The following is an 11,139-nucleotide window of genomic DNA, read 5'->3' as shown; positions in this document are numbered from 1 at the left end:
CATGTCAGCCTGCCACCCGGACCATCTGGAAGGCCGCGGTGAATCCGGGGCCCAGCGACGACATCAGCAGATTGCCCTTTGCGCCCGATCCGAGCAACTCGTCGAGAACGAAGAGCACGGTCGGCGCCGACATGTTGCCATAGGCGGCGAGCACGCGCCGCTCGGCCTCGAGGCCGAATTTCGGATAGTTGAACACTTTTTCCAGTTCATCCATCACCTTGGCGCCGCCTGGGTGGCAGCAGGGGCGATCGATATCGGCCATCGTCAGGCCGTGGCCATCGAGAAAACCGGACAGCGCCGCCGGATAGTCGTCGGCGATGATCTGCGGGATGCTCTGCTGGAAAATGACGTCGAAGCCCTGCGCGTCGATGTTCCAGCCCATCACGTCGAGCGTTTCCGGCCAGCAATGCTCGCCGCCGAGGCCGAGAGACGCGAGTTTCGCCGGGGCGGCATCGGATGTGGCAAGGCCGGCCGGACCGGTGGTGACGACCGCCGCTGCTGCGCCGTCGCCGAACAGTGCGCTCGCGACCAGATTGCTCTTGGTCAGCCGATCATAGCGGAAGGCGAGGCTGGAGAGCTCGACGACGATCAGCAGGCAATTGAGACCGGGTTGGGAGCGCGCCATCTGGGCGGTGCGGGTCAGGCCGAGCACGCCGCCGGCGCAGCCGAGCCCGAACACCGGCAGGCGCATGACATCGGTGCGAAACGGGATCAGGTTCAGCAGCCGCGCGTCGATGCTGGGCGTCGAGATGCCGGTCGACGACACGAAGACGATGACGTCGATATCCTGCGGCCGGAGCACGGCCTGGTCCAGCGCCCGATTGGCGGCCTCGAAGGCGAGGGCGGTTGCGTGTTGCTGGTACAGTCGCGTCTTCTCCTCGAAATCCGCCGGGCCGAGGAACCATTCGACCGGCAGGCAGCTGTAGCGCGCCTCAATGGCGGCGTTGTCGAACACCTGCTCGAGCTGGTCGAAGAACGGCATCCGCGAACCGAACACCTCGCGCGCCCGTTCCTTGGCGATGGTCTGCGGGATCCGGTGCTCTGGCACAACCGTGACCAGCGACCGTAGCAATGCCTCGACCACCGGCGCCTTGCCGAACGGCGCCGCGCTATCCGGCATGCGGATCACATTCATGAAAGTCCCCTCAGCGAAATGGCACGACGTAGGGCGGAGCGGCGAAGTGGGACGACCGCCGCTCCGGCTGGTTGCGACATCGGACCGATGGCCGACAGGCCATCCGATGCGCGGCTGGCTTCAGTCGACCGGATTGCCCGCGATCGCGGCGGCCAGATCCTCGTACTGCTCGCAATCCTTGCCGCCGCAAAGCTTCTCGACGATGCCGAGCTCTGCCTTGGCAAGCTCCATCCGGCCGGCGCTGGCATAGCCCTCGCCGAGATATTCATGCGTGTTCAGATTGTCCGGATCGATGGCCAAAGCCTGCTTGTAGTAAGCGATGCCGGTGTCGGTATCGCCCTTCTTGCGGTGGCTGTAGCCGATATAGGTCAGCACCATCGCGTCCTGCTTGTTCTTCACCGCGTCGAGCACGATCAGGGCATCGTCATAATGGCCGGCAAGGGCGAGGGCGCGGCCCTGCTCCAGCAATTCCTTGTCCGGCAGGTTGCTGGCCTGGGCCTTGACGCAACGCCCCACCTTCTGGTCCCAGACGAGACCCTGGCGGCATTTCGGCGGTGTGCTGCTGCCCGAGGATCCGCCACCACCGCCGCCGCTGGCGGCGAAGGCCGGCATCGCGGCCCCGAGGCCGATCAGGCCGGCGAAGGCAACCACGATCGTCGCGCGGGTGATGCTGTCGAAAGAAGTCCGAGTCATTGTCGCTACCCTCTGACGTTGTTGGCAGACGCGGTAACGTTCATAGGTGGCGTCCTATTCGGCGCCGGCAGGCTGGACGTCGATCACGAAGCGGTGAGGCGAGGGGCCCAATAGCTTGGCCGGCGGCACCTGGCGGGCGTCGCCGGCCCTGGGACCCGCCGGAGAGCGGGTCTTCGACGGCAACCGGCTGCTATTCGACCGGCTTGCCGGCGACTGCGGCAGCGAGGTCTTCATATTGCTCGCAGGAGGTATTGCCGCAGAGCTTCTGGACGATGACCAGCTCGTCCTTGGCGAGTTGGATACGGCCGGCGCTGGCATAGCCCTCGCCGAGATATTCATGCGTGTTGACGTTGTTCGGATCGATCGCCAAAGCCTGCTTGTAGAAGCCGATGCCGACGTCGGTATCGCCCATCTTGCGGTGGCTGTAGCCGATATAGGTCAGCACCATCGCGTCATGCTTGTTCTGCACGGCGTCGAGCACGTCGAGCGCGTTGACGTGATAGCCGGCAAGGGCGAGCTGGCGGCCTTGCTGGAACAGCTCCTGGTCGGTGAGCCCGCTCGATTTCGCCTTCACGCAGCGATGGACTCTCTGGCTGTAGACGAGGCCGCGACGGCAGACCTGATCGCTCGGCATGAAGTGGCTGCTGCCGCTGCTGGCTCCCCCTCCGCCCATGCTGCCGCCGCCGCTGCTTCCGCCGCCTCCACCGCCGTTGCTGCTACCGCCGCCACCACCGCTGCTGCCTCCCCCGCCGCCGCCGCCACCGCCACCACTGCTGTGGCCGAGCGCAGCGCCCGTCGAAGCGAGCAGGCCAATGAACGCGATCGTGAGGACGGAACGCGTCGTCTTTTCGAACATGGTTGTCATCGGAGCCTCCGACTGATTTCCTCTCGCCTCTGAGACGAGTCGCGGCAAGAACAGCAGGGGCGGGAGCCCTATTCGTTCGCCCATGTCGAGAACCGGTAACGATGCGGTGAAGCAAGGCCTGGCGCTCCATCTCGAAGCGCTGTGGCGCTATGGACTTGTGCTGTCGCGGAACCGCGATGCGGCGGAGGATCTGGTGCAGGCCACTTGCCTGCGCGCGCTGGAGCGCTCGGACCAGTTCGAACCGGGCACCCGGCTCGACCGCTGGCTATTCGCCATCGAGCGCTCCATCTGGATCAATGAGCTGCGGTCCCAGCGGGTCCGGCAGGGTAGCGGCGTCGTCGACGCCGAGATCGCGCTCGTCTTCGACGGCGAACAGGCGGTTGAAACGAATATTATGGCTGCTCAGGTGTTAAGGGAGATCGGACGGCTGGCCGAGGCACAGCGGGAAACCGTCCTGCTCGTCTACGCGGAGGGCTTCTCCTATCGCGAGGCAGCGGAATTCCTCGGCGTGCCGATAGGAACGATCATGAGCAGGCTGGCAGCCATCCGCGAACGACTGAGTCCCCTGGCGGAAAGCGCCGGGCATGCGACGCCGGACGCAAGGCGAGGGGATGATGGCTGAGCACACCCATCCCGATGACGAGCGGATCGTCGCCTATCTCGACGGCGAGCTGGACGAGCCCGGCCACAGCGAATTTGCGGCGCGGCTCGCGTCCGAGCCGGATCTGCGCGCCCGGCTGGACCTGCTCGAAAGCGGCGGCGCCGGCATATCGGCTGCCATGGAATCACTGAAGGCGCAGGCGCCGAAGGCCAGGCTGGACGACATCCTGGCGCAGGCGATCGAGCAGAGCCGGGACAGCGGGGACAATGTCGTGCCGCTCCGGCGGATGTGGCCGCAGGCGCCGCTGACCACCCGGCAGATGGTCGCCGCCGCTGTGGCGCTGTTCCTGCTCGGCGGTATCGCCAACGAATTCGTTCGCGGTCGGGAAGCGCCGCGGCCGGCCGCACCGGTGGCGGAGGTCGCCTCGGTCGAGGACTGGCGTCAGGCGGTCGCCGAATACTGGTCGCTGACGACGCCCGACACACTGGCGATCGCGCCGACGCCGGAGCGCGCGGCGGCCGAGCTTAGCCTCGCCTCGCAGAAGCTGGGCGTCGACCTCGCCGACGTGCCGGAGGCCTTTCCCGGTCTCTCCTTCCGGGGAGCGCAACTCTTCGATTTTCGCGGCAAAGCCTTGGTGCAGATGGCGTTTCTCGACCCGGAGCATGGACCGATCGCCTATTGCGTCATCGAGAACCCGACGCGCGCCGAGATCCCACCGACGACGGAGACGCTTGACGGCTTCACCATCGTCCACTGGGCATCCGGCGGTCAGTCGCGCCTACTGATCGGCCGCGCCCCGGCCGAGCGGCTGCAGGCGCTCGCCGGAAAGGTCGCCGGCTGAGAGTAGGCGGGCAGGGCCTCCCTTCAGACCGACCGATTCTCACACCACCACGCCGTGCAGGTCGTAGGCGTCGGCGCCTTCTACCTTCGCCGTATAGATCTCGCCGACGCGCATCGGACGACGCGATGTCAGGTGGATGGCGCCATCGATCTCCGGCGCGTCCCAGACCGTACGCCCCTTGGCGGTGAGGCCGTTCGACTCGTCGATGATCACCGGGATCCGGCGGCCGACCTTCTTGGCGAGCCGCTTGGCGCTGATTTCCTGCTGGCGCTTCATGAAGCGGTGCCAGCGGATTTCCTTGACCTCTTCCGGAACCGGATTGGCCAGTTCGTTCGCCGGCGCGCCGTCGACCGGCTCGAACTTGAAGCAGCCGACACGGTCGAGCTTCACGTCGTCCAGCCATTCGAGAAGGAACTCGAAATCCTCGTCCGTCTCGCCGGGGAAGCCGACGATGAAGGTCGAGCGCACGGCGAGATCCGGGCAGATTTCGCGCCACTTGTGGATGCGGTCGGCGGTCTTCACCTGGTTGCCAGGGCGGCGCATCGCCTTCAGGACGTTCGGGCTCGCATGCTGGAACGGGATGTCGATATAAGGAAGGATCTTGCCCTCGGCCATCAGCTCGACGACTTCGTCGACATGGGGGTAGGGGTAGACATAGTGCATGCGCACCCAGGCGCCGAGCTCGCCGAGCGCCTGCGACAGATCGAGGAACTTCGCCCGGACCTCGCGGTCGCGCCACTTGCTGGCTTCGTATTTCAGGTCGACGCCATAGGCGCTCGTATCCTGCGAGATGACGAGCAGTTCCTTGACGCCGGCCTTCACCAGCCGCTCCGCCTCGCGCAGCACGTCGCCGGCCGGCCGGCTGACCAGGTCGCCGCGCAGCTTCGGGATGATGCAGAAGGTGCAGCGGTTGTTGCAGCCTTCGGAGATCTTGAGATAGGCGTAGTGGCGCGGCGTCAGCTTGATGCCCTGCGGCGGCACCAGGTCGACGAACGGGTCGTGCGCCGGCGGCACGGCCGTGTGCACCGCGCCGAGCACGCTCTCATATTGCTGCGGTCCGGTGATCGCCAGAACGTTCGGGAAGGCTTCGCGGATCTGCTCGGGCTCGGCGCCCATGCAGCCGGTGACGATCACCTTGCCGTTCTCCTTCATCGCCGTGCCAATGGCTTCGAGCGATTCCGCCTTGGCGCTGTCGAGGAAGCCGCAGGTGTTGACGATGACGACATCGGCGCCGTCATGGTGACGCGACAGCTCGTAGCCCTCGGCGCGCAGATGCGTCAGGATCCGCTCGGAATCAACCAGGGCCTTGGGGCAGCCGAGGCTGACAAAGGAAATGCGCGGCGCTTCGCTGTTCATGCAAGATGTCTCGGTTGTTCTGCGGCGGGTCCGGTGCGACGGGGCGTCAGGCGCGGCCAGCGCTTTTGCGCGGTCGGGTCGACGGGACGGCCACCTTTTCATCATTCTATTCTGGCGCGTTTTCTGTCGAACTGGCCGGTATCTGTCAATTGAAACATTGGCAAACCTTGCGGCGGCTTGTCGCCCGGGCTTGTCCGGCCGCGCTCGCGCGCCTAGCTGTGGGACGATCGGGCGCATCGGAGAAGGACATGACCGTGGAGACCAGCGGGTTCGGGCACAGCATCGCCGGCGTGGACGAAGCCTCGATCCGCACCCTGGTGCATACGTTCTATGACCGCGTCCGTCGCGACGAACTGATCGGTCCCGTTTTCGAGGCCCAGGTCGACGACTGGCCGGAGCATCTCGAAAAGCTCTGCGCCTTCTGGTCCAACGTCGTGCTGCGGACGGGGCGCTATCAGGGACGGCCGATGCAGAAGCATCTGCGGCTGCCGATCGAGGCGGCGCATTTCGACCGCTGGCTGGCGCTGTTCCGCGCCACGGCCACCGAGATCATGCCGCCGGACGGCGCGGCGATCTTCATCGACCGCGCCAATCGCATCGCCGACAGCTTCGAGCTCGGCATCGGCAGCGTGCGCGGCGAAATCCGGGCGCCCCGGCACGCCTTCAAGCTCTAGCCAGCGGCCGCGAGCCCGGCAGAGATTGCGGCTCTCGAGGCGTTCCCTATATTTGCTCAGGAAGCCTAACCAATCGGCGCGCGCCGCGAGGAATTCTCAACTCATGTCTCTGCTTTTCGAACCGCTTCGGGCGGGAGCCCTCCGCCTGCCCAACCGTATCATCATGGCGCCGCTGACCCGAAGCCGGGCAGGGGCCGAGCGCGTGCCGAACGCGCTGATGGCCGAATATTATGCGCAGCGCGCCGCTGCCGGCCTGATCATCAGCGAGGCGACCAGCGTCACCGCGCAGGGCGTCGGCTATCACGGCACGCCGGGGCTCTGGTCCGACGAGCAGGTCGAAGGCTGGAAGCTCGTCACCAAGGCGGTGCATGACGCCGGCGGCCGCATGGTCGCGCAGCTCTGGCATGTCGGCCGCATCTCCGATCCCGAACTTCTCGGCGGCGATCTCCCGGTCGCTCCCTCAGCCATCCGTATCCCCGGGCATGTCAGCCTGCTGCGCCCGATCCGGCCCTATGTCGTGCCCCGCGCGCTGGAGACGGACGAGATCCCCGGCATTGTCGAGGATTTCCGGCGCGGCGCCGAGAATGCCAAGCGGGCCGGCTTCGACGCCGTCGACGTGCATGGCGCCAATGGCTATCTGATCGACCAGTTCCTGCAGGACAGCAGCAACCAGCGCACCGACCGCTATGGCGGATCGATCGAGAACCGAGTCCGCTTCATGCTGGAGATCGTCGACGCGGCGATCTCGGTCTGGGGTCCGGATCGCGTGGCGGCCCATATCCGTCCGCGCGGCGACGATCACGGCATGGGCGACAGCAACCCGCGCGCGCTGTTCACCTATCTCGCCGAGCAACTCAAGGCGCGCGGCATCGCCTTCCTGTTCGTGATCGAGCGCGAGGGGCCGGATAGCCTGCTCGTCGAGATCAAGCGCGCTTTCGGCGGGGTTGTCATCGCCAACCAGGGCATGAGCCAGGCCGATGCCGAGCGACTGATCGCCGACGGCACGGCCGACGCGGTGGCCTTCGGGCGCAACTACATCGCCTCGCCGGATCTCGTGCGTCGCTTCTCCCTCGGCGTACCGCTCAACCAGCCGGACCCTTCGACCTTCTATACCGCCGGCAGCCGGGGCTACACCGACTATCCCATGCTCGAGACGGTCGACTGAGGGTCGCGCCGCGCCGCAATTTCAGACAGAATGGCGCGGGTAACGACCGCGCCATTCCCGCATTCTGGCGCGTATTGCGTGCAAATCTTCATATGATACAACTGGACTGACAGACGGTGCGCTTCGGCTTCCCCCGGGCCGAGCGTGACGGATCGGGATGACGGGGAGGGCGCATGGACACCATCTCGGCAATCTGGCTCGATGCTCTGGTGATGCTGGTCGTGACGCCGGTGCCTTTGCTCGCGGCTTCGATCCGGCTTCGGCGCAGCTGCGCGGAAAAGCGCCGGTTGGAGGCTCGGATCCATGCCGCCTTGGCACAGGGCGACGACGCGCTCGCCAGGCTGGTATCCGATGGGCAGGGCCGGGCAGGGTGGAACGGCCCTGCTCCGCGGCGGGCGCAGGCGATGGCCGAGCGGACCCGCTCTGGATATGTCTATGTCATCTCGAACAACGGGTCGTTCGGCAGCGATGTCGTAAAAATCGGCCTGAGCCGTCGTCTCGACCCGGCCGAACGGGTGCGGGAGCTTGGCGACGCCAGCGTTCCCTTCGATTTCGACGTGCATGCCATGATCTACAGCGACGACGCCCCGGCGCTGGAGCGGGCGCTGCACAGCGAGTTCCACCGGCTGCGCGTCAACCGGCAGAACGACCGCAAGGAATTCTTCCGGACCGGTCTCGACGATGTCGAGCGGGCCGTTCGCCGGCTCGAGCCGGCGGCCGTCTTCTTTCGCGATATCGAAGCGCGGGAATTCCTCGAACTGCGATCGCGACGGCGGCAAGCGCTGCTGGCGCGGGCCGGGAAGGGGCGGCGGCTTTATCCCGCCCTGACGTGAGCCGATCGCCGTGATCCTATTCGGCCAGGACCCGCAGAACCTCGAAATGGTTCATGTCGTCGAAGCTGCAGAAGCTCGGCGGATCGAGCTCCAGCACCGGGGCTTCGCGGGCGAGCAAGGCGCGGCAATCGTCGAACAGCGCCTGCCAGGCGGGCAGTCGATCATCCGGGAGCCAGTCGATCATATAGGCTAGCGTCACGTGGAAGACGTAGTCGTCATGGTCGGGATGGCGGTAGCCGAAGGTATCCGCCAACCGGTCCCGCCACGCCTTCATGCAGCGCCGGTCGGCGTCCGTGGCGCCGGCGACGGTCAGGCCGGTCGGCACGACATCGACGACTTCGACGCGAAACGGTCCGGCATCCTGAAAAACTTCTAGCCGGTCCAGATAATGATGCGTCATGGCATCGATCCCGGTATCGAGCGGCATCGATTGCGGCCAATAGGGAAGGTGGCGCCGATCTTCGAGGATGCCCTGAAACAGCGTCATATGCAGGCTGGAGACGGGCGTGAAGGCAAGCTGGCCGGCATCGGGCATCGCCATCATCCGCCGCCGAACTTCTGCGACAGCCGCCTGCGAGCGCGATCCTTCGACCAGGTGGCATACCACCGTGTTGCCCGGCTCCGGCAGGAAGACGCCGCTCTGGTCATAGCGCCGTCCGAGATGCCTGGGTGGCGTCGTGTGAGCGCTGACGGCATAGCGGGTGAGCGAGGCGGAGGCGAGCGTCGTTGTCATCAAGAAGACCGTTCGTTGGCGTCAGGAGCCGGCAAGGGCACGTCGACGCCATATAGCGCGCGACCGTGAAGCGTACGTGACGATGCCGCCGGCGACCGTCCGGCGGGCGCGGGCAGGGCGGACGGGCGCCCTGCCCGATCCGCCGCCGCACAATCAGCCGCGCTTGTCAGGAATACGCGCGATGACCTTGATTTCGAACTCAAATCCAGCGAGCCAGCTCACGCCGATCGCAGTCCAGTTCGGGTAGGGCGCCTCGGTGAAGATCTCATTTTTCACGGTCATGATGGTTGCGAACTGACGCTCAGGATCCGTGTGAAACGTCGTGACATCGATAATGTCCTCAAACGTGCAGCCGGCGGCAGCAAGCGTTGCCCGGAGGTTTGCGAAGGCAAGACGCACCTGGGCGTCAAAGTCGGGTTCGGGCGTGCCGTCGCCGCGGCTGCCGACTTGGCCGGAGACAAATAGCAGGTCGCCTGATTTGATCGCGGCAGAATAGCCGTGCGCCTCGTAGAGGGCGTGGCGGTTGGCGGGGAATACCGGCTCAGGTTTCGTCATATTGCGGTTCCTTGCATTGGCGTCGTCCGGCGTGGCGCAAACCACCCGCGAGTGGGCCGGGTTTCCAAACGAGATCGACTTTTATATACGAGCGGTATGTGAATAGTTCAGATACGCACCGTATGTCAATTTGGTATACGCGCCGTATGTGAGAAGGGGAATTGAATGCCACCGAAAAGTCGCGCCGAAGCCATGGGGGAAACCCGGGAGAAGTTGATAGCCGCGGCCCGTAAGGCCTTCGCGCAAAAGGGTTTTTCTGCGGCCTCCATGGATGATCTGACCGCCGATGCCGGGCTCACGCGCGGCGCGCTCTATCACAATTTCGGTGACAAGAAGGGACTTCTGGCCGCTGTCGTTGCCCAGATGGATGGCGAGATGGCAAGTCGCGCGCAAGCTGTGGCGTCGCAGGCCACGGACGAATGGGCTGGGCTGCTTGCGGAGGGTACGGTCTATATCGAGATGGCGCTCGATCCAGAAGTGCGGCGGATTGTGTTGCTGGATGGGCCCGCGTTCCTGGGAGATCCGTCGCAATGGCCGAGCCAGAATGCCTGCCTCGAACTGACAAAGCAGACCGTCGGGCGGTTGCTCGAAGCTGGCAGGATGAAGCCGGTAGATGTCGAGGCAGCGGCGCGTCTGCTCAACGGCGCCGCGTTGAATGCCGCCTTGTGGGTGGCCGCCAGCGATGAACCTCGGTCGGTCTTGCCCAAGGCTATCGAGGCGTTCCACGTGCTGGTGTCCGGCCTGTTGCTGGATCCGGGTCAGGCATAGTCGCAAGACCGGACAGGTGCGATCTAGCGAACCCGCCGGCAAGCTCGTCCTGTGGCACAGGCGAGCCGAGGCTTCTTCAGTTAAGCCGGAAGCCCTTCAGAAGCGTTGAGGGGGCTTGGTCGTCCTGCAAACTCCCATCCCCCTCTGCACATCCTCAATTCGCATAAGATATATTATGGAACTAGTTTGGCACTGCTTCTGGCGGCGTATGGTCCCGCCGGATGCCGACGCCCGAAACCGCCGTCTCGCTCCAGCGCATCAGATTGTCGACCAGCTTGCTGCTCTGCGTGACGACGGTTGCCGCGGCCGACGTGGTTGCCGAGCGCGCCATGCCGCCGATCGATGTCGGGCCTTCGCGTTCGATGACGCGCGGCTCGTTCGCCGAGAACTCGGCGGCCATGGGTGCTGCCGAGCTTGCCGGATCGAACGGCAGCGCTTCACGTGGCGCCGAGGCCTGGATTGGCGCCGGACGGCTCTGCGTCGTCGGTCCGGTGGCCAGCGCCTTGTTGACGATCGATTCCCAGGATGGGCAGTCGCCGCCTTCGCAGGACTTGGCCGCCGCCTTGATGGCGGGCCTGGCGACCGGCTTGGGCGGGATCGGCGCCTCGGCGACTGGCTTCGGCACGGCGTCCGTGCCAGCGGCGGTTACCGGCGCAGCGGTGCCCTGCGACGGGGCCATATCCGGCTGGGAGGCGTCTGGCAGCACATAGATCTGCGCCGTGGCAGGTGCCGCCGTCATCGGGCGCGGATCCTCAGACGCCATCATCATGTGACCGACCAGGCCGGCGCCGATGATGGCGACGAGCCCGGCGGAGCCGTGAATCGCCAGCCGTGGGAGAATGTTGGGGCGCTGCCGAGATGCGCCGTCATGGATCGTATCCATCGCGAATCCTCTGCTCGATCGAACCGATGCCAGAGAG

At 65.7% G+C, this 11,139-nt stretch carries 13 protein-coding genes; 6 read left to right on the top strand and 7 right to left on the bottom strand.

Annotation, left to right across the window (positions count from 1 at the left end; all coding sequences use genetic code 11):
* Nucleotides 1–4: 4 nt before the first annotated feature.
* From G342_RS0103390 to G342_RS25100, 3 genes are all read right to left on the bottom strand, one after another.
* Nucleotides 5–1,135 (bottom strand): type III polyketide synthase, encoded by a 1,131-nt coding sequence (locus G342_RS0103390; protein ID WP_018181695.1) that lies wholly within the window; start codon nt 1,133–1,135, stop codon nt 5–7.
* 120 nt (nt 1,136–1,255) lie between these two features.
* The gene (locus G342_RS0103385; RefSeq protein WP_018181694.1) at nt 1,256–1,828 is read right to left on the bottom strand and encodes a tetratricopeptide repeat protein; all 573 of its coding nucleotides are present in this window, start codon (nt 1,826–1,828) and stop codon (nt 1,256–1,258) included.
* Nucleotides 1,829–2,018: 190 nt separating this feature from the next.
* The gene (locus G342_RS25100) at nt 2,019–2,693 is read right to left on the bottom strand and encodes a tetratricopeptide repeat protein (protein WP_018181693.1); all 675 of its coding nucleotides are present in this window, start codon (nt 2,691–2,693) and stop codon (nt 2,019–2,021) included.
* Nucleotides 2,694–2,775: 82 nt separating this feature from the next.
* Here G342_RS25100 and G342_RS0103375 point away from each other — a divergent pair, with 82 nt between their 5' ends.
* The gene (locus tag G342_RS0103375) at nt 2,776–3,315 is read left to right on the top strand and encodes an RNA polymerase sigma factor (protein WP_083931044.1); all 540 of its coding nucleotides are present in this window, start codon (nt 2,776–2,778) and stop codon (nt 3,313–3,315) included.
* Nucleotides 3,305–4,135 carry an anti-sigma factor gene (locus tag G342_RS0103370; protein ID WP_156830770.1) on the top strand — a complete coding sequence of 277 codons (831 nt, stop codon included), beginning with the start codon at nt 3,305–3,307 and terminating at the stop codon, nt 4,133–4,135. Before G342_RS0103375 ends, G342_RS0103370 begins: the two co-directional genes overlap by 11 nt.
* A gap of 39 nt (nt 4,136–4,174) precedes the next feature.
* On the opposite strand, the gene rimO is transcribed toward G342_RS0103370, so the two are convergent.
* Nucleotides 4,175–5,491 carry a 30S ribosomal protein S12 methylthiotransferase RimO gene (gene rimO, locus G342_RS0103365; protein ID WP_018181690.1) on the bottom strand — a complete coding sequence of 439 codons (1,317 nt, stop codon included), beginning with the start codon at nt 5,489–5,491 and terminating at the stop codon, nt 4,175–4,177.
* A 248-nt stretch (nt 5,492–5,739) separates the two neighbouring features.
* Here rimO and G342_RS0103360 point away from each other — a divergent pair, with 248 nt between their 5' ends.
* The 3 genes from G342_RS0103360 (at nt 5,740) to G342_RS23105 (ending at nt 8,163) form a co-directional block, all read left to right on the top strand.
* A complete protein-coding gene (locus G342_RS0103360; RefSeq protein ID WP_018181689.1) occupies nt 5,740–6,165 on the top strand; it encodes a group III truncated hemoglobin in 426 nt (141 codons plus the stop codon).
* A 103-nt stretch (nt 6,166–6,268) separates the two neighbouring features.
* Nucleotides 6,269–7,330, top strand: a complete 1,062-nt coding sequence (locus G342_RS0103355; protein WP_018181688.1) for an alkene reductase — start codon at nt 6,269–6,271, stop codon at nt 7,328–7,330.
* A 173-nt stretch (nt 7,331–7,503) separates the two neighbouring features.
* Complete coding sequence (locus tag G342_RS23105) at nt 7,504–8,163, top strand: GIY-YIG nuclease family protein (protein WP_018181687.1); 660 nt, start codon at nt 7,504–7,506, stop codon at nt 8,161–8,163.
* 16 nt (nt 8,164–8,179) lie between these two features.
* Here the strand turns inward: G342_RS23105 and G342_RS0103345 are convergent, their stop codons facing one another.
* Together G342_RS0103345 and G342_RS0103340 are read right to left on the bottom strand one after the other, a co-directional pair.
* Complete coding sequence (locus G342_RS0103345; protein WP_018181686.1) at nt 8,180–8,896, bottom strand: DUF1868 domain-containing protein; 717 nt, start codon at nt 8,894–8,896, stop codon at nt 8,180–8,182.
* Between the two features lie 153 nt (nt 8,897–9,049).
* Complete coding sequence (locus G342_RS0103340; protein WP_018181685.1) at nt 9,050–9,451, bottom strand: RidA family protein; 402 nt, start codon at nt 9,449–9,451, stop codon at nt 9,050–9,052.
* Between the two features lie 165 nt (nt 9,452–9,616).
* Between G342_RS0103340 and G342_RS0103335 the strand changes: the two genes are divergently transcribed.
* Nucleotides 9,617–10,219 (top strand): TetR/AcrR family transcriptional regulator, encoded by a 603-nt coding sequence (locus tag G342_RS0103335; protein WP_040878127.1) that lies wholly within the window; start codon nt 9,617–9,619, stop codon nt 10,217–10,219.
* Nucleotides 10,220–10,400: 181 nt separating this feature from the next.
* Here the strand turns inward: G342_RS0103335 and G342_RS0103330 are convergent, their stop codons facing one another.
* Nucleotides 10,401–11,102 carry a hypothetical protein gene (locus G342_RS0103330; protein WP_026304068.1) on the bottom strand — a complete coding sequence of 234 codons (702 nt, stop codon included), beginning with the start codon at nt 11,100–11,102 and terminating at the stop codon, nt 10,401–10,403.
* Nucleotides 11,103–11,139: the final 37 nt, after the last annotated feature.

The sequence above is a fragment of the Kaistia granuli DSM 23481 genome (assembly GCF_000380505.1).
Taxonomy (GTDB): domain Bacteria; phylum Pseudomonadota; class Alphaproteobacteria; order Rhizobiales; family Kaistiaceae; genus Kaistia; species Kaistia granuli.
This window is presented reverse-complemented; position numbering and strand designations above follow the sequence as displayed.

Coding starts and splice junctions, on each gene's coding strand:
- G342_RS0103370 (WP_156830770.1), top strand. CDS start 3,305: ATGATGGCTGAGCACACCCATCCCGATGACGAGCGGATCGTCGCCTAT.
- rimO (WP_018181690.1), bottom strand. CDS start 5,491: ATGAACAGCGAAGCGCCGCGCATTTCCTTTGTCAGCCTCGGCTGCCCC.
- G342_RS0103330 (WP_026304068.1), bottom strand. CDS start 11,102: ATGGATACGATCCATGACGGCGCATCTCGGCAGCGCCCCAACATTCTC.
- G342_RS0103385 (WP_018181694.1), bottom strand. CDS start 1,828: ATGACTCGGACTTCTTTCGACAGCATCACCCGCGCGACGATCGTGGTT.
- G342_RS0103355 (WP_018181688.1), top strand. CDS start 6,269: ATGTCTCTGCTTTTCGAACCGCTTCGGGCGGGAGCCCTCCGCCTGCCC.
- G342_RS0103345 (WP_018181686.1), bottom strand. CDS start 8,896: ATGACAACGACGCTCGCCTCCGCCTCGCTCACCCGCTATGCCGTCAGC.
- G342_RS0103390 (WP_018181695.1), bottom strand. CDS start 1,135: ATGAATGTGATCCGCATGCCGGATAGCGCGGCGCCGTTCGGCAAGGCG.
- G342_RS25100 (WP_018181693.1), bottom strand. CDS start 2,693: ATGACAACCATGTTCGAAAAGACGACGCGTTCCGTCCTCACGATCGCG.
- G342_RS0103340 (WP_018181685.1), bottom strand. CDS start 9,451: ATGACGAAACCTGAGCCGGTATTCCCCGCCAACCGCCACGCCCTCTAC.
- G342_RS23105 (WP_018181687.1), top strand. CDS start 7,504: ATGGACACCATCTCGGCAATCTGGCTCGATGCTCTGGTGATGCTGGTC.
- G342_RS0103335 (WP_040878127.1), top strand. CDS start 9,617: ATGCCACCGAAAAGTCGCGCCGAAGCCATGGGGGAAACCCGGGAGAAG.
- G342_RS0103360 (WP_018181689.1), top strand. CDS start 5,740: ATGACCGTGGAGACCAGCGGGTTCGGGCACAGCATCGCCGGCGTGGAC.
- G342_RS0103375 (WP_083931044.1), top strand. CDS start 2,776: ATGTCGAGAACCGGTAACGATGCGGTGAAGCAAGGCCTGGCGCTCCAT.